Origin of the sequence: Shimia sp. R9_2, from assembly GCF_017743735.1 — a bacterium.
Lineage (GTDB): Bacteria > Pseudomonadota > Alphaproteobacteria > Rhodobacterales > Rhodobacteraceae > Shimia.
The window spans coordinates 124,077-146,294 of record NZ_JAGHRO010000003.1; the positions used below are offsets into that span (position 1 = coordinate 124,077).

17 protein-coding genes are annotated in these 22,218 nt (G+C 58.5%); 8 read left to right on the plus strand and 9 right to left on the minus strand.

Features of this window, described 5'->3' with window-relative positions:
- Nucleotides 1-184 precede the first annotated feature (184 nt).
- The gene (locus J7400_RS09240; protein WP_209062341.1) at nucleotides 185-1,165 is read left to right on the plus strand and encodes a DUF808 domain-containing protein; all 981 of its coding nucleotides are present in this window, start codon (nucleotides 185-187) and stop codon (nucleotides 1,163-1,165) included.
- Between the two features lie 123 nt (nucleotides 1,166-1,288).
- Complete coding sequence (locus J7400_RS09245) at nucleotides 1,289-2,170, plus strand: lysophospholipid acyltransferase family protein (RefSeq protein WP_209062343.1); 882 nt, start codon at nucleotides 1,289-1,291, stop codon at nucleotides 2,168-2,170.
- A 24-nt stretch (nucleotides 2,171-2,194) separates the two neighbouring features.
- Here the strand turns inward: J7400_RS09245 and J7400_RS09250 are convergent, their stop codons facing one another.
- A complete protein-coding gene (locus J7400_RS09250) occupies nucleotides 2,195-2,941 on the minus strand; it encodes a lysophospholipid acyltransferase family protein (protein WP_209062345.1) in 747 nt (248 codons plus the stop codon).
- A gap of 308 nt (nucleotides 2,942-3,249) precedes the next feature.
- Here J7400_RS09250 and J7400_RS09255 point away from each other — a divergent pair, with 308 nt between their 5' ends.
- Nucleotides 3,250-4,785, plus strand: coding sequence for a right-handed parallel beta-helix repeat-containing protein (locus J7400_RS09255; protein ID WP_209062347.1), 1,536 nt, complete (start codon nucleotides 3,250-3,252; stop codon nucleotides 4,783-4,785).
- A 73-nt stretch (nucleotides 4,786-4,858) separates the two neighbouring features.
- Here the strand turns inward: J7400_RS09255 and tkt are convergent, their stop codons facing one another.
- Entirely contained in the window at nucleotides 4,859-6,880 is a 2,022-nt protein-coding gene (tkt, locus tag J7400_RS09260) for a transketolase (protein ID WP_209062349.1), read from the minus strand.
- Nucleotides 6,881-7,161: 281 nt separating this feature from the next.
- On the opposite strand from tkt, the gene J7400_RS09265 reads away from it, so the two are divergent.
- The 3 genes from J7400_RS09265 to J7400_RS09275 are packed head-to-tail and all read left to right on the plus strand — an operon-like array spanning nucleotide 7,162 to nucleotide 8,938.
- Nucleotides 7,162-7,926, plus strand: coding sequence for a hypothetical protein (locus J7400_RS09265; RefSeq protein ID WP_209062351.1), 765 nt, complete (start codon nucleotides 7,162-7,164; stop codon nucleotides 7,924-7,926).
- Nucleotides 7,926-8,321 carry a cell division protein ZapA gene (locus J7400_RS09270; RefSeq protein ID WP_209062353.1) on the plus strand — a complete coding sequence of 132 codons (396 nt, stop codon included), beginning with the start codon at nucleotides 7,926-7,928 and terminating at the stop codon, nucleotides 8,319-8,321. Before J7400_RS09265 ends, J7400_RS09270 begins: the two co-directional genes overlap by 1 nt.
- Entirely contained in the window at nucleotides 8,318-8,938 is a 621-nt protein-coding gene (locus tag J7400_RS09275) for a YiiX/YebB-like N1pC/P60 family cysteine hydrolase (RefSeq protein ID WP_209062355.1), read from the plus strand. Before J7400_RS09270 ends, J7400_RS09275 begins: the two co-directional genes overlap by 4 nt.
- Before the next feature lie 73 nt (nucleotides 8,939-9,011).
- Here the strand turns inward: J7400_RS09275 and grxD are convergent, their stop codons facing one another.
- The 7 genes from grxD to J7400_RS09310 all read right to left on the minus strand — a co-directional run bounded on the left by grxD (nucleotide 9,012) and on the right by J7400_RS09310 (nucleotide 16,495).
- Nucleotides 9,012-9,374 carry a Grx4 family monothiol glutaredoxin gene (gene grxD / locus J7400_RS09280; RefSeq protein ID WP_209062357.1) on the minus strand — a complete coding sequence of 121 codons (363 nt, stop codon included), beginning with the start codon at nucleotides 9,372-9,374 and terminating at the stop codon, nucleotides 9,012-9,014.
- A 106-nt stretch (nucleotides 9,375-9,480) separates the two neighbouring features.
- On the minus strand, nucleotides 9,481-9,735 hold the full coding sequence (locus tag J7400_RS09285) for a hypothetical protein (protein WP_348540152.1): 255 nt from the start codon (nucleotides 9,733-9,735) through the stop codon (nucleotides 9,481-9,483).
- Nucleotides 9,735-9,971 (minus strand): BolA/IbaG family iron-sulfur metabolism protein, encoded by a 237-nt coding sequence (locus J7400_RS09290; RefSeq protein ID WP_209062359.1) that lies wholly within the window; start codon nucleotides 9,969-9,971, stop codon nucleotides 9,735-9,737. Before J7400_RS09290 ends, J7400_RS09285 begins: the two co-directional genes overlap by 1 nt.
- Nucleotides 9,972-10,049: 78 nt before the next feature.
- On the minus strand, nucleotides 10,050-10,505 hold the full coding sequence (locus tag J7400_RS09295; RefSeq protein WP_209062361.1) for a hypothetical protein: 456 nt from the start codon (nucleotides 10,503-10,505) through the stop codon (nucleotides 10,050-10,052).
- Between the two features lie 73 nt (nucleotides 10,506-10,578).
- Nucleotides 10,579-12,738 (minus strand): phosphoribosylformylglycinamidine synthase subunit PurL, encoded by a 2,160-nt coding sequence (purL, locus tag J7400_RS09300; RefSeq protein ID WP_209062363.1) that lies wholly within the window; start codon nucleotides 12,736-12,738, stop codon nucleotides 10,579-10,581.
- Between the two features lie 221 nt (nucleotides 12,739-12,959).
- Nucleotides 12,960-15,227 carry a mechanosensitive ion channel family protein gene (locus J7400_RS09305; protein WP_247738724.1) on the minus strand — a complete coding sequence of 756 codons (2,268 nt, stop codon included), beginning with the start codon at nucleotides 15,225-15,227 and terminating at the stop codon, nucleotides 12,960-12,962.
- 362 nt (nucleotides 15,228-15,589) lie between these two features.
- Nucleotides 15,590-16,495, minus strand: coding sequence for a LysR family transcriptional regulator (locus J7400_RS09310; RefSeq protein WP_209062367.1), 906 nt, complete (start codon nucleotides 16,493-16,495; stop codon nucleotides 15,590-15,592).
- A gap of 370 nt (nucleotides 16,496-16,865) precedes the next feature.
- Here J7400_RS09310 and J7400_RS09315 point away from each other — a divergent pair, with 370 nt between their 5' ends.
- On the plus strand, nucleotides 16,866-18,470 hold the full coding sequence (locus J7400_RS09315) for an EAL domain-containing protein (RefSeq protein ID WP_209062369.1): 1,605 nt from the start codon (nucleotides 16,866-16,868) through the stop codon (nucleotides 18,468-18,470).
- A gap of 225 nt (nucleotides 18,471-18,695) precedes the next feature.
- Nucleotides 18,696-22,112 carry an indolepyruvate ferredoxin oxidoreductase family protein gene (locus J7400_RS09320; protein WP_209062372.1) on the plus strand — a complete coding sequence of 1,139 codons (3,417 nt, stop codon included), beginning with the start codon at nucleotides 18,696-18,698 and terminating at the stop codon, nucleotides 22,110-22,112.
- The last annotated feature ends 106 nt before the right edge of the window (nucleotides 22,113-22,218 follow it).

The window sequence follows — 22,218 nt, forward strand, 5'->3', positions numbered from 1 at the left end:
TAAAACGTCTGTGTTAAGCGCAGGGGCGTCGCAACGGGGGCAGGCGCAACACGCGGGGCGCCTCCTGTCTGTGCTGCGCAGGGTTGGCATCTTCGGGTCAGACTTCCCCCTAGGCAAATCTGCACAGATCAGGCATCTAGGATCAAACACCCGATAAGGGAACAGGGCGACAGGAGAGGTGCAGATGGCTGGCGGATTGCTTGCGTTGTTGGATGATGTGGCAGGCATTGCCAAAGTGGCGGCGGCCTCGATTGACGATGTGGCGGCAGGCGCGGCGAAGGCCAGTGCCAAGGCGGCGGGCGCGGTGATCGATGATGCGGCGGTTACACCGAAATACCTGCATGGGTTTGAAGCCAAGCGCGAGCTGCCGATTATCTGGAAAATCGCCAAAGGCTCGATCCGCAACAAGCTGTTGATCCTGCTGCCGGCGGCATTGCTGCTGGCCAATTTTGCCCCCTGGCTGATTTCGCCGCTGTTGATGCTGGGCGGGGCCTACCTTTGTTTTGAAGGCGCTGAAAAAGTGCTGCACGCCTTTGTGCCACATGACACCCATCATGGCGCAGAAGACGAGGCCGAGGGCGATCCGGCGCATCTGGAAGAGAAGAAAGCCGCAGGCGCCATCAAGACGGATTTCATCCTGTCTGCGGAAATCATGACCATCATCCTTTCGGGCATTCCGGAGAGCAATTTCTGGATGGAAGCCTCCACATTGGCGCTGGCCGGGGTGGGCATCACCGTGGCGGTTTATGGTTCTGTGGCGCTGATCGTGAAGATGGATGATGTGGGGCTGGCGATGTATGCGGGCGGTGACTGGTCGCTGACCCGTGCGATTGGCCGCGGGCTGGTGCGTGGCATGCCCTATTTTATGAAACTGCTGACCCTTGTTGGCACGGCAGCGATGCTGTGGGTTGGGGGCTCCATTGTGATCCATGGTCTGGAAGAGCTGGGCTTTGGCTGGCTTGGCCATCATATTCATGATTGGGCCTATGCGGCGGGCCATGCGGTTCCGGCGGCCTATGAGGGTTTTGTGGAATGGACCAGCAAGGCGGCCATGGACGGGGTCTTTGGCCTCGTGCTTGGTGCGGCTTTGATCCCGGTGGCGACCAAAGTGATTGGCCCGATCTGGGGCGCGATCTTTGGCAAAGGCGAAGAGGCCGCGCATTAAGCATGATGCGCGCATTGGCGTAAGATCGCCGATCACGGCGTTTTTTAAACGCGCATTTCAGATTTTTGCGGGTGTGACACTTATTGGATTGGACATACCCGCAAACTAGCCCATACAGAGCAAATGCTTGCACGTCCTGTAAAATACATCTGGCAACATCTGCGCTATATTCCTTTGTGGACCGCGCTGACCTCGTCGAAATGGCGCAGGTATGACAAGCGGGCGCGCAGCCTTGGCAATATGATTGGCTGGGTCATGCGCTGGATCCCGATTGCGCGGCGGCGGTTTGACCGGGAGGTTCTGCGCATCTATCCGGATATGCCGCGGGCAGAGCGGTTGGCCCTGAGCCGGAAGATGGGGCAGAACATGGGGCGGACCCTGTTTGAGGTGTTCCACAACACCGAGTTTCAGGCAGGGCAGGAGCATTTCCACATCTCAGGCCCCGGTCTTGAGATTTTGGAGAAGGCCCGCGCCGAGGGCAAAGGGGCGATCCTTGTGTCTGGCCATTTCGGGCAATGGGAAGCTGTGCGTGCGGTGCTGAAGCATCGCGGTATGGAGACCGCCGGGGTCTATCGGCGTCAGAGCAATCGGCATTATCAGCGGCTCTTGTCACGCGGCATTGAGCAGGGCGGGCGGCCCGCGCTGACCACGGGGCCAAATGGCACCAAGGCGATGGTGCGCCATCTGCGCGCCGGTGGATTTGTGGCGATCCTGCTGGATGAGAAAACCGTGGACGGTGAGATGATGCCGTTTCTGGGGTTTGATGCGCTGACCTCGCTGGCGGCGGCACGGCTGGCGCTCAAATACGATGTGCCGTTTATGCCGGTGTTTGGCACGCGGCGGGACAACAGCTCTGACATTGATGTGGAATTTGAAGCGCCGATTGAGCCCAGCGATCCGCGCACCATGACACAGGCGTTTAACGACAATCTGTCGGCCCGTATTCTGGAAAAGCCGGATCAGTGGTACTGGCTGCTGCGCCGCTGGAAAGACATGCGCCGCTAAGCTGCGGCTGGGGGCGGCGCTTGCTCAGACCTCAGGGGTGGTTTCACCGGTTTGCGCGTCATAGGCACGCGCCATTGCGCCGCGCAGTCGGGCGACCGCAGCGTCGGTGTTCTCATCATTGGCAAAGCTCATCTGATCGAGCACATCGATGTGGACGGTGCCTTTGAACGGGAAGACCTTGCCACGTGGCAGGAGCTTGTCGGAGTGGCTGATCACAAAAGGACGGATGGCGCGGCCGGTTTGCTGGGCGATCAGAACGGCGCCTGCTTTAAACGGTGCAAGCCCCGGCTTGGTGGAACGGGTGCCCTCGACAAAGAGGATCGGGGAGCGGCGCGCGGGCATCTCTGTGATCGCCCCGGTGAGCGAGGAAAGCGCATCACGGCCCTTTTGGCGGTCAATCGTCAAAAGGCCTGCGCCCTCAAAACCACGCTTCAGAAGCGCGGCTTCGCAGAGCTCTTTCTTGGCCCCGAAAGTCACCCATTTTTCGTCGGGGATCACATGCAGCATGGTGAACCCATCCAGATGGCTGCGGTGATTGACCGCGATGATGGAGTTTTCATCAGTGCGCAGCGCCTCGCGGGCGGCGTCTGAGATTTCGACCTTCACATCCAGAAACCACAGCAGCAAGGAGCAGGCACGCGACACCCGGCGCCAGTACCAGCCACGAAAACCTTTTCTGGTGCTGCAGACCGTGGGGGCAAAAGCCAGAAACAGAAAGATGGCTGGGCCGACGGGCAGCAGGAGGATCCGCTTGGCAAGGGTGAGCAGCATGTTGGGGTCCTGAGCTGGGGCCTTGGCCCATTGGCGTTCCGCTGCTGATAGAGGGTTACGATGCGGAAGGATAGGGGGAATGTGGAAACATGTGCACCCGGCGCTTGGACAGATGGCGCGATTCACGTGAGGTTCACAGCTTAAACTTCGAGTAAATGTTGCTTCTCTCTTCTTTGGATTGCCTCTTCTGTCTGGAGCGTCGTTTTAGATACCGGAACCAAGTGGTGTTCGAAATTGCTTCATAGTTGATTTTTATTGATGTCAGACCTCAATATCAGAGTGTTCTTTTGTGAAGTGGGGTATGTGAGATGGCTAGATTGTTGGCTGCCGCCAAGCCAGGGTACTATGAGATAAACAAAAAAACCGTGTGGGTCGACGAGCTGCAAACAGCTTTGAATCGGGCGCAGCCGGGAGATCAGGTCTTGCTTTGGCCCGGTAATTATACTGATCCAGTTGTTTTGCGATCATCAGGCAAGCCTGGCTTGCCAATCACCGTTACGGCCTATGATCCTGGTCAACCGCCGTTGCTTGACGGACAGCGGAAGCCCGAAGATGGGCGTCTCGCGGGAATAGATCCACGGGATGGCGATTTTGCGTTCATCAAGTTGTTTCACGCTGAGCATATTGTTTTGGAACATCTCAAATTTGACCGTTGCTGGCCGTCAGCCATTTATTTTAGGGCGGCTCAGAACATAACCGTTCGGAAATGCGAGGCTGAACGGGGGCGGTTTTTTGTTTATGCGCGACAACTGGCGTATAGAGCCTGTCGTGATATTCTGATTGAACAATGTGTCTGGATACAGGATCCGGAATACGACATGTGGGACGGACGTGTTGATTGGGGACAGGTGAAAGCGTCACCCGGTTATCGCGACTTCAGTCACTTCAATGGAGCATTTTTTGGCAGCTATAACATCGAAGGTGGGCTGACCATTCGCGATTGTGACATTCGACATGCGTTTAATGCCATTCGAATGGATATGGATGATAAGGATGCATCGCTGTTGACATCGGATGATGCCGGCCGCCCTCTGGTGGCGCGCAATCGAGATGTCGCGATCTATCGCAATCAATTTTCCTTCATTCGCGACAACGCTATCGAGCCTGAGACCGGTGCGCAAAACTGGTACATTGTAAACAATGCGTTCTACAATGTTCACGCAGTCTATTCGACCGACCAGGTAAGCATCAGAGACATGCTTATTATCGGCAATCGGGTGCTCAATAATCGTCGCCCGGGCAAACCGGGGCAGCAGAACAATCAAGGTGGCAAGATATTTAAGTTCTTCAAACCTGAACAGAAAACCGAAAAGTCTGCGAAAGAGCGTCACAATCTCTGGTCGTTGTTTAACTCGGTGCAGACGCGGACAGCATATGTAAAAAGGGTAACTACTCGGTATTGGAGAGACCACTACACACTTCTGGGACTCTTCGAAAAAGACTATCCGGAAGATTTGAGCTCTGAGCGAAAAGCGTTTGATAAAGTGGTTTGGGACGACAACATGCTTGTTCATGGCATGGCCTGTACGCAAGAAGGATTTCCAGTTGACTCTCAATTGCCAGAGAAAAACCGCGAGAATTGTGTGGGGGGCTTCGAAAAGGCTTTTGAAATCAAGCCGTTCAAACCTGTTCCCTACGCCCCTCTAGGGGGGTGGAATGGCGATCTACCAAGAGCGGAATGCGTGCCGAAATTGCTGTCTGACCGTATCGAAATTGAACGGCTGGATGGAGACTTGCTGGTTTTTTCGGAGGGTTTTGAAGTGGGCGCACATGATTGTGCTGACTTTGAGCTTAGCGGGTGGCCCTTTGATGAAATGGCTGCATCTGCCAAAGCAAAAGAGTAGCAACACTTAGACCGAAGACCCGTTAAAAAGGCGCCCTTGATGGGGCGCCTTTTCAATAGGTTATGATCCGTTCTTACAGCAGGGCTTTGGCTTTTTCCGCCACATTGGCTGCGGTGATGCCGAACTTTTCAAACAGCTCGCCCGCCGGGGCGGAGGCGCCGAAGCTTGACATGCCGACGAAGTCGGATTTGCCTGCGCGGGCGCGTTCGCCCAGCAGCCACTGATCCCAGCCACCTGCGCGCACAGCCGCCTCTACGCCAACGCGTACAGCTGCGCCGGCTGGAAGCACCTTGCGGCGGTAGGCTTCGTCCTGCTGTGCGAAGAGCTCCATGCAGGGCATGGAGACCACGCGGGTGCCGATGCCTTCCGCTTCCAGAAGCGCCTTGGCTTCCATCGCGGTGGAGACTTCAGAGCCGGTGGCGATCAGGATCACCTGACGTTTGCCCTCGGCCTCGGCCAGCACATAAGCCCCTTTCTCGGTCAGGTTTGCCAGTTTGTGCTCGGTGCGCACGGTTGGCAGGTTCTGACGGGTCAGGGCCATCACGGAAGGGGTCTCTTTGCTGGTCAGCGCGATTTCCCAGGCCTCTGCGGTTTCCACGGAGTCCGCTGGACGGAACACATAGGTGTTCGGGGTCGCACGGCAGATTGCGAGGTGTTCAACCGGCTGGTGGGTTGGGCCATCTTCGCCCACACCGATGGAGTCGTGGGTCATCACGAAGACGGTGGGGATTTTGCTCAGAGCGGCCAGACGCATGGAGGGGCGTGCATAGTCGGTGAAGCAGAAGAAGGTGCCGCCGTAGGGGCGGATGCCGCCGTGCAGCGCCATGCCGTTCATCGCAGCGGCCATGCCGTGCTCACGGATGCCCCAATACACATAACGACCTTTGCGGTTGTCGGTGTCAAACACGCCGAGGTCGCCGGTCTTGGTGTTGTTGGACCCGGTCAGGTCAGCAGAGCCACCCACGGTTTCCGGCATGATCGGGTTGATCGCTGCCAGCGCCATTTCGGAAGATTTCCGGGTGGCGACGGAAGGCTGATCCTCAGAGATCTGCTTTTTCAGCGCTTTCACGGTTGCGGAGAGCTTTTTCGGGGCTTCCAACGCGTAGGCGCGGTTGAAACGGTCCTGCTTCTGCTTGGAGGCCTCAGCAAAGCGGCCTTCCCATGCGGCGCGCTCTTCTGCACCGCGGGCGCCGATGGCTTCCCACTGGGCTTTGATGTCGGCAGGCACTTCGAAAGCCGCACCGGGCCAGCCGTAGACCTCTTTGGCGGCAGCGAGCTGCTCTGCGTCGGTCAGGGCGCCGTGGCCTTTGGAAGTGTCCTGAGCCGCGTGGCCGATTGCGATGTGTGTCTTGCACGCAATCATGGACGGTTTCTTGGTTTTCTTGGCAGTCTCAATGGCGGCGTCGATCGCTTCCGGATCGTGGCCGTCGATTTCCAGCACATGCCAGCCGGAAGCTTTGAAACGCTTGACCTGATCGGTGCGGTCAGAGAGCTCAACAGTGCCATCGATGGTGATGTTGTTGTTGTCCCAGAGCACGATCAGATGGCCGAGGCTGTGGCGGCCCGCAAGGCCGATGGCCTCCTGGGAGATACCTTCCATCAGGCAGCCGTCGCCTGCGATCACATAGGTGTAGTGATCCACCAGCTTGCGGCCGTATTGCGCGCGCTGGATCTCTTCGGCCATGGCAAAGCCCACAGCGTTGGAGATGCCCTGACCAAGCGGGCCGGTGGTGGTTTCCACGGCGTCGATCAGGAAGTTTTCCGGGTGGCCCGCGGTGAGCGCGCCCATCTGGCGGAAGTTCTTCACCTGCTCCAGCGTGACCTGCTTGTCACCCATGAGATAGAGCAGCGAATAGATCAGCATGGAGCCGTGGCCAGCAGACAGGATGAAACGGTCGCGGTCCGGCCAGTTTGGCGCGGCAACGTCAAACTTCATGTGCTTTTCAAACAGCACAGTCGCCACATCCGCCATGCCCATCGGCATGCCAGAGTGACCGGAGTTTGCAGCGGCCACAGCGTCCAGTGTCAGAGCACGAATGGCGGTGGCTTTCATCCAATGTTCAGGGTTCTTTTCACGCAGGGCGGCGATGTCCACGTCTTGCGCTCCTCTGGGTTGGGGTTTTGGTTGCTGGGTCAATAGCAGGATTATGGCCAATAGCAACACGCCACGCCGCCGGAATACCGTTTTTTAAAGGCTTTGCCGGGCTCAGAGCCGCTTTCGGAACCTGACGGGATTTCAGGCCTTGGGGGGGCGCATTTTGCCTGTCCATTGGATAAGATCGCGACATTATGCGCTTGGCGGCGATTCGCGACTGCGATAGCTGTATCGGCGCGATACACGGGTCAATAAGAACCGGACCAGAAAGGACGAGGCAAATGAGTGACATCAGCGAACTTGAAGGCAGGTTGAGCGCTGCGCTGGAGCGGATTGGACGCGGCGTGGATGCGATGCAGGCTGTGGTTGCTGAGCCTGATGAGGGTGAAGATGTTCAAGCCTTGCGGCGGGCGCTGGAAAATGAGGCGCTGGTCACCGCACAAATGGAAGAGCGCGTTCGGGCATTGACCGCGCGCCAATCGGATCTGGAAGCAGAGCTGGCCGCAGAGAAAGAAGCCCGCGCCGCCGCTGAGGATACCGTAAAGATTGCTGAAGCCGCACAGGAAGAGGCTTCTCAGTCGCTGATCGCCGCTGAGGCCCGCGCCGAAGCTGCAGAAACAGCGGCGGCCGCGGCAGCGGATGCAGCCGAAGAGGCGGCAGAGGCTGCGAGCGCGGCACCGAGTGCTGCGGATGCGGGGGGCGTGAGCCCTGAGGTTGAAGCCAACCGGGCCTTGCTTGACGAGCTTGCCAAACGTCTGCGCCGCTTGCGCCAGATGGCGCGGCGTGAGCGCACCACCAATCAGGTGCTGCGTGATCAGGTCGAGAAAGGCGAGATGGTCGATCCATCCGCTGTGAACGAGGCGCTGAAAGCCGATCTGGCGACGCTGACCGCTTTGCGCGAAGCTGAGGTGACCGAAACGGCGCTGATCCTCGCAGAGCTGCGCCCGCTGGTGCAGGGCACCGCGGCGGAAGACGCAGCTGAGGCAGACGAGCCACAGGTGGAAGAGGCGGCTCCGGCCATGGCAGATGAGACAGGAGAAGCTTGATGCCTGAGGTACAGATTGAGATTGGCGGACGGGTTTTTGAGGTCGCCTGCCAGGATGGAGAACAGCATTTCCTGCGCGCAGCGGCGCAGATGCTGGATGAGCAGGCCAAGGTTCTGATTGAACAGGCGGGCCGCATTCCCGAAGCGCGAATGCTCTTGATGGCCGGTCTGATGCTGGCGGATAAGACCGCGGGTCTGGAAGATCAGCTGCGTGAGGCAGAAGCCAAACTGGCGGCACGTGACGAAGAGATCAAAGCGCTGAAAGACGCGCCAGCTCCGGAGCCTGAGCAGGTGGAAGTGCCTGTGATCCCTGAAGCTGTGACCCAAGCCATGGCCGAAATGGCCGCACGCGCAGAAGCGCTGGCTGATCTGGTGGAAGAGAAAGCGGCTGGGTGAGCCGCCCATCCGTGCCGCAACTGGCCCCGGGTGATTTGATTTTCGCCGCTTTGGGCGCGGAGGACAATCTGATCTCTGCGGTGGTGGAAGGCCACCGTGGAGCACGGGTCAACCACGTTGGTATTGTTGTCGCTCAAGACGGGGCGTTGTCGGTTCTGGAGGCAATTGATCCGGCCGTCCGTGTGACCTCGCTGGCGGAGTATTCAGACCGGAGCCTCTGTAGTGAGGCGCGGCCACGGTTGATGTTTGCCAGGCTGCGCGCGCCTTATCGTCCGTTGATCCCGGCGGCGCTGACTTTTGGGCTGTCGCGACTGGGTGTGCCTTATGATCCCTACTACACTAGCAGCCCCGAGGCGCTTTATTGCAGTGAGCTGATCCTTGAGATGTTTCGCCATGCCAACAATGGGGTGGCGGTGTTTCCCAACACGCCATTGAGTTTTCGCGATGTGCAGAGCGGTGCTTTGCTGGAAGACTGGGTGGCGCATTATGCCGAGATCGGCCGCGAGGTGCCGGAAGGGGCTGCGGGCTCCCATCCTGCCGGACTGAGCCGTGATGCGCGGCTGGAGATCTATCACGTGGAAGGCCGCGTGCCGGGCTATGCAAGTGATGAGCGTTGAGGCGGCAGACCTTTCGACAACAAAAAAGCCCCGCCGATTTGGTGGGGCTTTTCAATAAGATATGTCCGGAAGCTTATGCGTTGGCTTCGCGGATTTTGTCGGCGGCGTCTTTGTCGTAGGTCACGCCATTGTCGTCAAACATGGTGTCGAGCTCGCCGGACAGGGTCATCTCGGTGATGATGTCGCAGCCGCCCACGAACTCGCCTTTGACGTAGAGCTGCGGGATGGTTGGCCAGTCGGAGTAATCCTTGATGCCCTGACGCACGTCTTCGTCGGCCAGCACGTTCACGTCGGTGTAGTCCACACCCATGTAGTTCAGCACGCCAGCCACGCGGGAGGAGAAGCCGCACTGGGGCATGTCTTTGGTGCCTTTCATGAAGAGCACCACATCGCTGGCTTTGACGGTTTCGTCGATACGGTCTTTAACGTCGGTCATTTTGATTTCCTTTTGGCGTTGGCCGCGTTCCTGTTGCCTTACATATAGGTCAGGCATTTGCGAGATGCCAATGGGTAGCTTTTGTTTCGCAGGCTTTGACGCGGGGCTATTTCGGGCTGTTGCCGTCTGAGGTGTCCTTTGGGACAAACAGGCGGGCGTATTCCTGCGGGTCTTTGGGGACTTTCCATGTGCGGGTGTCGCCACCGCCAACCCCGGATTGATATTCAGAGCGCAGGTGATGGTAGTCGGGATCTTCCTCGTCCTGCACAAGCGGGCCGCGGTTGCGGCTGAACCATGCGACCAATGCGCCAAGGGCGCAGACCGCAAAGATCAGCCCACCGGCCAGCCCGCTGAGGGGCACTATTCCGGAGCCTTTGTGGTCAGGGCCAGGGCGTGCAACTCTCCCGACGGCCCGTCCATCTTGCCCTTGAGGGCGGCATAGACGGCGCGCTGTTGTTGCACGCGGTTCTTACCGCGGAAGCTTTCGTCAACCACCATGGCGGACATGTGCACACCGTCCGAGCCGCCGACTTGGATTTCGGCATCTGGAAAGGTCTCGCGCAGCAGTTCCTCAATTTGGTGAGCTGTCATTGGCATGGAGGCGTTCCTTTGTCTTGTTCAGAAAAAATGTAGGGCTTGGCCGAATGCTCCGCAAGTCGGTTTCGGCGGAAGCTTTTAAACAAACGGTGCGAGCGATTGCAGAAAGGCGGGCACATCAGCGAGGGCGTCCTGCACCTCCGGCTCCTCAAAGTCGTATATGGACTTTGGATCCTCGGGGCAGAGCGCGGCCACAAGGGCTTCGCGCTGAGCAGCAACGCTGGCGGGCACCGGGATCTGCGCGGCCTGTTGCAGAAGCAGGAGCGCTTCGTGGATCGGGCGCACGACGCGCAGCGCATAGGTCATATGGCCCAGAAGGTCGGGATCTTCGCGCCAGTGCTCTCCGTCAAACAGCTCTTGGGTGACACGCTGGCCAGCCCCGGCACAGGAATAGGCGACGCAGCCGCCAAAGCCGCGCGGGATCAGATCGGCGTGGATCGTGCAGTTGAAACAGCTGTCGGAGAGATTGGGGCAGGGATCGTCTGCGCGTTTGATGAGGGCAAAATCCTCATCCGCATCAAATGGATAAGCCACGCAGCAAAGCGCTGCGCAGCTTGCACAGTCATCCGTGAGGGGCGGAAGCGTGGGGCGCCCGCCCTCCATGAGATCAGGCAACGGCGGCAGCGAAGCTGCTGCGGAAGGTGTCTGACAGTTCGGCCAGCGTGGCTTCAGAGCCGCCGAATTTCACGGTGTCACCGCCAAATTTGCCAACGGTTGTGATGGTGATACCGGCCTTGGAGGCGTTGATCATCAGCGCTTCGGCCTGATCGAAGTTACAGGCCACCAGATAGCGCGCCTGATCCTCGCCAAAGAGGGTTGGGGTGTCGTCCACATCCAGTTGAACACCGACGCCTGCGCCTTCGGCGAGCTCAAAGGCGGCCAGCGCAAGGCCGCCGTCTGCGAGGTCGGTGCAGGCTTTGATCCAGTCGCGGTTTTCGCGGATGAACTCGCCGTGTTTGCGCTCGGCTGCCAGATCCACATGTGGGGCGTCGCCGTCTTCGCGGTTGAAGACTTCGGCAAGCAAGGCCGATTGGCCGAGGTGACCGGTGGTGTCCCCGATCAGCAGGGCCACGTGACCGTCGCGCACTTCGCCGAGGATCGGCTCTTCGTTTGCCGCGATGAGACCAACCGCACCGATGGTGGGGGTTGGCAGGATCGCGGAGCCATCAGTCTCGTTATAGAGGCTGACGTTGCCGGACACGATGGGCATATCCAGCGCGGCCACAGCCTCGCCGATGCCTTTGATTGCGCCCACAAACTGGCCCATGATTTCCGGCTTTTCGGGGTTGCCGAAGTTCAGATTGTCTGTTGTTGCCAAAGGCTTGGCGCCCACAGCTGAGAGGTTGCGGAAGGCTTCGGCCACCGCCTGTTTGCCACCCTCAACCGGGTTGGCTTTCACGTAGCGTGGGGTCACGTCAGAGGTGAAGGCCAGCTTCTTGTCGGTGCCATGCACGCGGATCACGCCGGAACCCATGCCGGGACGCTGTGCGGTGTCACCCATGACGGTGGTGTCATATTGCTCATAGACCCACTGTTTGCCAGCGTAGTTTGGCGAGGAGATCAGCGCCTTAAGACCGTCAATGCCGTCGATCTGCGGCACTTCGGCCAGCTCTTCTGCGGCTGGGGTTTCCACCCATGGGCGGTCATATTCCGGCGCGCGGCCAGACAGCGGAGACAGCGGCAGGTCGGCTTTGACTTCGCCGTTGTGCAGGATCAGGAAGCGGTCTTCTGCGATGGTTTCACCAACGATGGCGAAGTCGAGATCCCATTTCTCAAACACGGCGCGCGCCTCAGCTTCAAGCTCTGGCTTGAGCACCATGAGCATGCGTTCCTGAGACTCAGACAGCATCATTTCATAGGCCGTCATGTTGTCTTCGCGCTGTGGCACGTCTTCGAGGTTGAGCTTCACGCCAAGCTGGCCTTTGTCGCCCATTTCCACGGCGGAGCAGGTGAGGCCTGCGGCGCCCATGTCCTGAATGGAGATCACGGCGCCGGTTTGCATCAGCTCCAGCGTGGCTTCCATCAGGCGTTTTTCGGTGAAGGGGTCGCCAACCTGAACGGTGGGACGCTTTTCTTCGATGGTGTCGTCAAATTCAGCAGAGGCCATGGTTGCGCCGCCGACGCCGTCACGGCCGGTTTTCGCGCCTAGGTACACAACCGGCATGCCGACGCCGGAGGCTGCGGAATAAAAAATGCCGTCGGTCTTGGCGAGACCGGCGGCGAACGCATTCACAAGACAGTTGCCGTTATAGGCCGGGTGGAAGCGCACTTCGCCGCCCACGGTTGGCACGCCGAAACAGTTGCCGTAGCCGCCGACACCTTCGACCACGCCGTTCACAAGCTGTTTGGTCTTGTGGTGGCCGGTTTCACCGAAGGACAGGGAGTTCATCGCCGCGATGGGACGGGCACCCATGGTGAAGACATCGCGCAGAATGCCACCCACGCCGGTTGCCGCGCCCTGATAGGGCTCGATGTAGGACGGGTGGTTATGGCTTTCCATTTTGAAAACAACCGCGTCGCCGTCGCCGATGTCGACGATGCCCGCGTTTTCGCCGGGGCCGCAGATGACCTGAGGGCCATCGGTGGGCAGGGTGCGCAGCCATTTCTTGGAGGATTTGTAAGAGCAGTGCTCGTTCCACATCGCCGAGAAGATGCCCAGCTCGGTGAATGTGGGTTCGCGGCCAATGATCTCTAGGATCAGCTCGTATTCGTCAGGTTTCAGTCCATGGGCTTCGATGAGATCGGTGGTGATGGCCGGTTCCTGCATGGTGCGTGCTTCCCCCAAAAAGTAGCGTTTGAAGGGCTTTTAGGGCAGGCGCGCGCAAAGGGGAAGAGGGTTTGACGTTATCGGTATCATGGCGTGTTTCTGGCGCGACCTGTGCCGCCGCTTTGAGCAGGTGAAATGCGGGTTTGGGCGTACGTCAAAGAAAAGAGCCGCCCCGAAAAGAGGGCGGCTCTTTGTCTGTTTGGTGTGCCTTGGGCAAAGCCTTAGCCGTCTGGGCCTTTGGGCGCGGCGGCGGGGGCTTGTTGCTCCTGCTGCTGGGCGGCGGCGGCCCCTGCGGCGGTGAGCGCGGCTTGCTCTGCTGCGGGCAGCTCTTTGGCGGCCTCGGGCAGGGCAACACGCACCTCGCGGCGGGCAAAATCGATGCCGTTTTCAGCAAAGGCGGATTTGACACGGTTGTAGATCTCTTTGCGGATCATGAACTGCTTGCCCGGCTTGGCCATGAATTTGCCGCGGATGATCATGCCGACATCGTCGATGTCCAGCACGCCCTGAGATTTGAACGGCTGCAGGAAATCATCCTTGTAGAGCTCTTCGGTGAGCATCTCCTGACCGATCTTTTTGAAGATCTTTTTGACCTTATTGGGATCGGTATCAAACGGCACGGTGAATTTGAGCTTCATGATCACCCAGTCACGCGAGTAGTTGGTGAGCTTGGGGATTTCGCCATAAGGGATGGTGTGGACCGGGCCGAGGTGGTGGCGCAGCTGCATGGAGCGGATCGAGATTTTCTCAACCGCGCCCATGGTGCCGTCGATCTCGACATATTCCCCAACGCGGAAGGCGTCATCCACAAGGAAGAATACGCCGGAGACCACGTCTGTCACCAGTTTCTGGGCACCAAAGCCGATGGCCAGACCGGCGATACCGGCACCAGCCAGCAGCGGTGTGATGTCGATGCCGAGGTTGCCGATTGAGAGCAGGCCAAAGATCACGATGATCACGCCCTGTGCGGTCACCAGAAGCAGTGGCAGCACCGTGGAGAGGCGTGTGGCACCGCCGCCGCCCATTTCGTTGTCAGCATCTTCCTGGCTCATGCCAAGCGCGGTCATCTCTGCCGCAAGGCGGCGGTTGATATAAAGGCTGACACCTTCATAGACGACATAGCCGACGATCACGGTCATGGCGAAGCTGAAGAGGTTGTCTGCGATGCCGGCGCGGTCCTGCAGCAGGCTGAGCAGCGACACATTCCATGCGCTGGTGATCAGCGCGAGCACGGCGCCCACGGCAACCACGCGGCCAATGCGCACGTAGCTGCGTTTGGTGGCCATATAGGCCTCCTCGGCGGTGACGCCTTCGCCCTGCATCGGTGGCACAAGGTGACGGACAAGGCCGCGGATGCCGGTGTCGATGACCGGCACCATCAGGAGCCAGAACATGGTGGTGTAATGCGCGCCACCCAGCAGCAGCTTCACCTGCTGCAGGCCGATCAGCGTGGAGACCAGCACCCATGTGAGGCCCGCCACGGCCAGTGCATAATAGGGGTAGATGCGGGCCAGAGCTTCGTCAAATTCGGTGCGGTCGGGGTCATCGCCGCGCATCATCTCGCTCAGGCCTTCGCGTGCGGTCCACGCGATGAAGGCGATGTAGAGATAGACCATGGAGTCGATCCAGAAGCCGATGCGGGTTGTCACAGGCGGAACGCCGTTGGTGGCGTTGAAATCCACCACAAAGATGGTTGCGCCGCCCAGGATCACAACGCCGATGATGTGGCGGTGGATGAAGCGGGCCCAGCGGTCGCTGATGTGCACAAGGCGCAGGTCAGGACGGTTGGGCGCCATCAGGAAGCGGGAGAAGGCTGCTGCGATGCGGGGCATCCAGATCATGTAGCCAATAAACGGCGCCACAAAGGTCACCTGCTGTGGATCCAGCAGGGTGCGGCCCATAATGCGCACAGTGATATAGAAGATCACCAGTCCGAAGATCTCGCGCAGGAAGCGCTTGAACAGGAAGGTCAGGGACTCACGCAGTGTGGCCTCACCCTGTGTGGCTTCGGGGTTGCGGATCTTGATGAGCCAGGTGCGCACGCTGTATTCCACGGCCAGTGCGACGGCCAGGATCAGCGCGACAAGGCCAAAGAGGCCCATGACGCCGCCAACTCCGCCATATGAGGCGGTGAAGTTGGAGAAGGCCTGAAACTGCGACGGCACAAGCACAGGCAGTTTGCGCAGCGCATCAAGCAGCGGCGTGGAGAAGGCGGCCCAAAGCGCGGCACCGCGGTCGATCAGCGATTGCGGTGCTTCGCCAGAAGTGCTGCCGGTGGCGACCGCGTCCAGACGGTCCAGCAGGACAGCGCGCACCTGATCGTCGGACATGCGGGCCACCATCGAGGTGATGGCCTCCGGCGACATCTCGGACGGATCGATTTCCGGAGCTTCGGCGCTGGTTGATGATATTGTGGTGGTTGGCAGCGACTGTGCCTGCGCCACCGCGCTTAATCCAATGCTTAAAAACAGCACGGATGCTATGGACAAAATGAGTTGTCTCATGAGGAACCCTGAAGTGATCAAAAAGTTGTGAACAGCAGATGCGCTTTGTCTGCAGAGGTCAAGGACCGACCTGTAAATGAAAGGTTAATTTCAGAAGGTGAAATCTGAAAGGCACATTACCCGCAAAAAGCGTGTAGAAAATGTGTTGGTAGAAATGATCCCGAAATTGGGTTTGGCCAAAAAAAGGGCCGAGCATGAAAGCTCGGCCTTAGTCCAACAGGGAGGTGAAGATGATGCGCATCTAAGCAATCATCGTCTTCGAGTGTTCAATTAGTAGTCAGTTTATAAACCTTCAAGGTTTTTTATGTCGCAGGTTAATCATTGCTGCTATGCGCAATCTGCATAGCTTAGCGATTTTCCTTATCCCGCAATTGCTTGCGGTGTGAAATGATCTCTTCCTGAACGAAATCACGGAAGGCTGCGATGCGCTTGGATTGGCGCAATTCCTCTGGATAGGCCAAGTATACTGGCACTTCGCTGGATTCCACGTCGTCCAGAATCCGCACCAGATCAGGGAAATCCTGCATCAGATAGTTGGGCAGAACGCCGATCCCGAGATCGTTGCGCACGGCCTGCAGCACGCCATAGTAGTTGTTGACGTAGAGCATCTTGGTCACGTCATTGGCCAGCAGGCTGGTGACAAAGCTTGCCCCGGCGCCGACCTGCTCGGAGTTGACGTTTTGGCAAATCAGGCGGTGCGCGGACAGTTCGCTGAGCGATGTGGGCTCGCCATGTGCCTCAATATATTTGCGCGATGCATAAAGGCGCATGCGCACGCTCATCAGGCGTTTGCGGATCAGATCGGCCTGACTTGGCTCTTTCATGCGGATGGCAACGTCAGCTTCGCGCATGGGCAGGTCGAGCACGCGCTCTTCCAGCATCAGGTCGATGTTAAGATCGGGATATTGTTCGTAGAGCTTGGCCAGACGCGGGGCGAGCCAGAGCGTGCCAAAGCCGATGGCCGTGGTCACGCGCAGTTCGCCAAAGACCTCTTCTTCGCTGTCGCGGATGCGGGCGGCGGCGGCATCAAGGCGTTTGTTCATCGCAGCGGTTGCATCAAACAGCAGCTCGCCCTGCTCGGTCAGGATCAGACCGCGGGCGTGGCGGTGAAACAGGGTGGTGTTCAGAGATTCTTCCAGCGCGCGGATCTGGCGGGACACAGCGGACTGCGACAGGTGCAGCACATCACCGGCGTGCGTCAGGCTGCCGGCATCGGCAACTGCGTGAAAAATCCTGAGTTTGTCCCAATCCATGACGGCTCCATTTTGTTGTTTTGTGTCATGTGGTTAGTTGTCAGTCAAAACATTTCGACCTGTTCGGACCCAACGGAAGCTGCCAGATACGCCGTCAGGCCACTTATGAAAAGCACAGTTTTCCCTTGTTTCATAGCTTTACAGGTGTTTGGTGCGGTTCTTGGGTGCGCAAGTTGGACCACCTGAAAGCTTCGCTGTTGCGAAAACTGCCTAAAATCTCACCTTTTCTTTCGCTATGCGTCTTTTAATTGAAATAAATGTAAGAGGTTACAATTTTAAATACGCCTGTTACGGTGTGCGCATAGCATTTAGTGAATAGATCGACATAAATATCCGATCCTTTTGGTGAGAGGCGTTGAGCCAACTTAACATGCGGTACTTTTCTACGTTACGAGCGCAGTTTGCGCCTCATTTCTGGATCTACATCGGATTTTTTCTGTCGGCGCTGATTACCTGGCCGATACTGGCCCGGCTTGAGGCATTTGAATGGTTTTATGACTACAGCCGCGCGCATGAAGACTGGGATCTTGATGAGCTTGTGATGCTGATCATCAACCTGACGCTTGCTCTGTTGTTCTCGGCTGTTTACCAAGCACGGCGATTGAAGCGGCTGTGGCGCGAGCGGGAAGCCTTGCGCGCGCAGGCGGAGATTTCCGCGCGGTACGACCCGCTCACCGGGGTCTTTAACCGGCGCGCCTTCAAAGAGGTTTTGGAAGAGGCCATTCAGGAGCAAGCAGCAGAGGGCGAGGCAGAAGACGGCGTGCGCTTTCTGGCGCTGTTGGATCTGGACCGGTTCAAGCCTGTCAACGAGCTGCATGGCCATTCGGTTGGGGATGCGACGCTTGTGGCGGTCAAGGAGCGGCTGGTGCGCGAGATCGGCAACGCCGGTGTGGTGGCCCGTTTGGGTAGCGATGAATTTGTGATGCTGTTTGACGCAAGCAATGATGCGCGCAAGGTGGAGCGGGCGACGCAGCGGTTGGTTTATGATTTGGCGCAGCCGATCCAGATTGGTGAGGTGATGGTTCATGTCGGGGTCAGCGCGGGCTTGGTGCAAATCCAATCGAATGACGATGTGACAGAGGTGCTGAGACGGGCGGATAAGGCACTTTTTCAGGCGCGCTCACAGGGGCGTGGACTTTACGCCTGGTATGATGAGACGCAGGATCAGCAATCGCGCAACCGCACGCAGATCACCGCTGATCTGCGCGAGGCGATTGCCAATGGCGACATTAAGACCTGGTATCAACCAATTGTTTGCGCGAATAAAAATAAGGTCAGAGGGCTGGAGATTTTGGCGCGCTGGCAGCATCCCGTGCGCGGGTTTGTGCCGCCCGATGTGTTTGTTGAACTGGCTGAGGATTGCGGGCTGATTGGCGCCATGGGGCAGAGCATTCTGCGCCGCGCCTGTCTGGATGCGCGGGGTTGGGATGAAAGCCTGACCCTGTCGTTCAATGTGTCGGGCCTGCAGTTCAATGACCCCAATCTGATCCCTTCGATCCAAGAGATTCTGGTGGAAACAGGGTTTCCGGCGGGGCGGCTGATCCTTGAGGTGACAGAGCGTTCGGTGATTGATGATTTTGAGGAAGCCGGGCGCAAAATTGGGGAGCTAAAGGACATTGGCGTTTCGATTGCGCTCGATGATTTTGGCACCGGCCATTCCAGTTTGGCCTGTCTGCAGAGGCTGCCTTTTGACGGGCTGAAGATTGATCGCAGCTTTGTGACCGACATTTCCGAGCAGACCCAGAACCAGAGCATTGTGGCAGGCATTGTGACACTGGCGCGGGGGCTGGCGCTTGAGGTGACTGCTGAGGGGATCGAGACCGCTGAGGATCTGGCCTTTGTGCGGGAGTTGGCTTGTGAGAAAGCGCAGGGATTTCTTTTTGCAAAAGCTGTTCCGGCAGAGCATGTTACAGCGCTTTTGCAATCTGACTGGGCGGCGTTTGGGCAGAATGCGGAGACCCCGCAGGGCGTCTGACATTCGCGGGCATTCTGCAGCCGGATCGGTTTCGAAATTTGCCTCCGCGCCGCCCCGCTTGCGCTGTGAAAAATTTTCTTTGATCCAAAGTCGTTGCTTTGCGTACTATCTCTCGTAGGGAAGAAGAAAAGAACGCTTGTTCAAAAAAATGTTTACATAGGTCAGTAATTACGACTTATTATAACGCCTATATTGGAAGAGACCGTCCAGCGAGGGGAGCGCAAGATGAGTATCCAAAAAGTATCCTTAAACGACCGGTTTGACCTGTCCAAAGACAGTGTGATGCTCAATGGCACGCAGGCTTTGGTGCGTTTGATGCTGATGCAAAAGGCGCGTGATGCGGAGGCGGGGCTGAACACGGCCGGGCATGTGACTGGGTATCGGGGCTCGCCGCTTGGGGCGGTCGACAGCCAGATGACCAAGGCTGAGAAGGTGTTGAGGGAGTCTGATGTGCTGTTTCAGGCCGGGCTGAACGAGGATCTGGCGGCCACGGCGCTGTGGGGGAGCCAGCGGGCGGAGCTGCGCGGGGAAGGCAAATTCGACGGGGTTTATGGCCTTTGGTACGGCAAGGGGCCAGGCGTGGACCGCACTGGTGACGTGATGCGCCATGCCAATATGGCGGGCACCTCTAAACACGGCGGCGTGCTGATGGCGATGGGGGATGACCACACGGGCGAGAGCTCGACTGTGTTGCACCAGTCGGAATGGGCGATGGTGGATGCCTATATGCCGGTTGTGTCCCCGGCGGGTGTGCAGGAGATCATGGATTTTGGTCTCTATGGCATTGCCCTAAGCCGCTTTGCCGGAGTCTGGGTTGGCCTAAAGACCATGAAAGACACGATTGAGGCCACCGCTGTGGTGAACGGTGATCCGCATCGTTTGAGCTTTGTGGAGCCTGAATTTGATATGCCTGAGGGCGGGCTGAACATCCGGCTCGCAGACACGCCACACGCGCAGGAAGCGCGGATGATCGACTACAAACGCTTTGCCGCAGAGGCCTTTAGCCGCGCCAACCGTATGGACAAGCGCGTTTGGGGTAAGCCGGGGGCGAAGATCGGCTTTGTTGCGGCGGGCAAGAACTGGCTCGATCTGGTGCATGCGTTGCAGCTTCTGGGCATCAATGAGGAAGAGGCCGCGCGGCTGGGGATCACCACCTATAAGGTGGGGCAGACCTTCCCGATGGATATGACCACTTTTAACGAATGGGCCGAAGGGCTCGATCTGATTGTGGTCGTGGAAGAAAAGCGCAAGCTGATTGAGATCCAGATCAAGGAGGCGATCTTTGATGATCGGCGCGGGCGTCGGGTCTATGGCTGGTACAAAGGCGGTGCGGGACTGATGGGGCGCGAAGAGCTGTTCCCGACACGCGGCGCGCTGGACCCGATCATGATTGCCGAGAAGCTCGGTGAGATCCTGATTGAAGAAGGGCGCGGCACCGATGCGGTGAAGGCCGGGATGAACACGCTGCTGGAGGCAAAGCGCTCTGACAATGCGGAGGATATTGCGGTGCGTACGCCGTGGTTCTGTTCGGGTTGTCCGCACAACACCTCCACCAAAGTGCCGGAGGGCAGCCGCGCCTATGCGGGGATTGGCTGTCACTATATGGTGCAGTGGATGGATCGCGAAACCACCGGCTACACCCATATGGGCGGAGAGGGTGCGAACTGGGTTGGCGAAGCGCCGTTTTCCAAGACCAAACATGTGTTTCAGAACCTTGGGGATGGCACCTATAACCACTCCGGTATTCAAGCGATCCGCGCGGCCATGGCGGCGGGGACCAACATCACCTACAAAATCCTGTTCAACGACGCGGTGGCGATGACCGGCGGGCAGACCAATGAGGGCGATCTGAGCCCGCAGCGGATTGCCAGTGAGCTGCGCGCCATCGGGGTGCAGGATCTGGCTGTGGTCTATGATGAGAAGGAAGAGGTGGATCAGAGCCTGTTCCCAAGCGGTATCAGCTTTCATGAGCGTGCTGACCTTAAGTCGGTTGAGAAGAAGTTTCGCGATATCAGCGGTGTAACGGCGATTGTTTACGTGCAGACCTGCGCCAGTGAAAAGCGTCGGCGCCGCAAACGGGGCGCGTTCCCTGATCCGGATCGGCGGGTGTTCATCAATACCGATGTCTGCGAAGGCTGCGGGGATTGCGGGGTGCAATCCAACTGTATCTCGATTGAGCCGGTGGAAACGGAGCTGGGGCGCAAGCGCAAGATCAACCAATCCAGCTGCAACAAAGATTTCAGCTGTCTCAATGGGTTCTGCCCGTCTTTTGTGACCGTGGAAGGTGCAAAAATTCGCAAGGCGGCGACCACGGCTGTGGATCTGCCGGAGATGCCGACACCAAAGCTCGCGCAGATCAACGGCACCCATAATGTGGTGATCACCGGCGTTGGCGGCACGGGTGTGGTCACCATCGGTGCAATCCTGTCACAGGCAGCGCAGATCGACGGCAAGGCGGCAGCGATGATGGAAATGGCGGGGCTGGCCCAGAAGGGCGGCGCGGTGCATATCCATTGCCGGATTGCTGAAAGCAGCGATGACATCAGCGCGGTGCGTGTGGCCACGGGGGAATGTGATGCGCTGATTGGTGGCGATCTGGTGGTGAGTGCCGGGGCAAAAACCCTTGGTCTGACCAGCACCGGGCGCACCGGGGCCGTGGTGAACAGCCATGAGATCATCACCGGCGATTTCACGCAGAACACCGAGTTCAAATTGCCCAGCGGGCGGCTTGAGGTGGCGCTTCAGGCGCGGCTGCGGGAACAGCTGAGCATGTTTGATGCCTCAGAACTGGCGCGGGTTGTGCTGGGGGATGGGATATTCTCCAACATGATGATTTTCGGCGCGGCCTGGCAGCAGGGCCTTGTGCCGCTGAGCCATGAGGCGATCACGTCTGCGATTGAACTTAATGGTGCAGCGGTTGAGAAAAACCAGCGCGCCTTTGAAGTGGGTCGCTGGGCGGTGCTCTATCCGGAGGATGCAGAGGCTTTGCTGACCCCGAAAGTGGTGCAGATGCCCAAGAGCCTTGAGGAAAAAATCGCCTTCCGTGCGGATCATCTGGTGAAATACCAGAACAAGCGCCTCGCGAAGCGATACCGCAAGCTGGTGGACAGCGTGTCTGACAAACGTCTGAAGGAAGCTGTGGCAAAGGGCTATCATAAGCTGCTGTCTTATAAGGACGAATATGAGGTGGCGCGCCTGCATCTGGAGAGCCGTGCCAAGGCTGAAGAGGTGTTTGAGGGGGACTTCACCATGAAATTCCACCTGTCGCCGCCCACACGGGCCAAGATGGGCGCCAATGGCCGGCCGGAAAAGTCGGAGTTTGGCCCGAAGACTCTGCGTCTCTTTAAGCTGCTTGCGAAGCTTAAAGGCTTGCGCGGCACGCCGCTGGATCTGTTTGGCCGCACGGAAGAGCGCAAGATGGAGCGCGCGCTGGTCAAGCAATATGAAGCGGATATGGCGATGGTGATCGCGGAGCACGGCGAAAACCCGCATGAGGCGGCTGTGGCGCTGGCGGCATTGCCTCTGCAAATCCGCGGCTTTGGTCCGGTGAAGCAGGAAAACGAGGCCAAGGCAGCGAAACGGCGCGAGGAGCTTCTGGCGGCGCTGCGGGATGGCGATGAGATGAAAGCTGCGGCGGAATAGGGTCGCGATCCATCGCTTTAGGAAATGTGACGCCTGCCGCTTTTGCGGTGGGCGTTTTTGTGGCTGCGCCAATTTTCGCAAGGCTCAGGCAAAGGGGTTAAAAAAC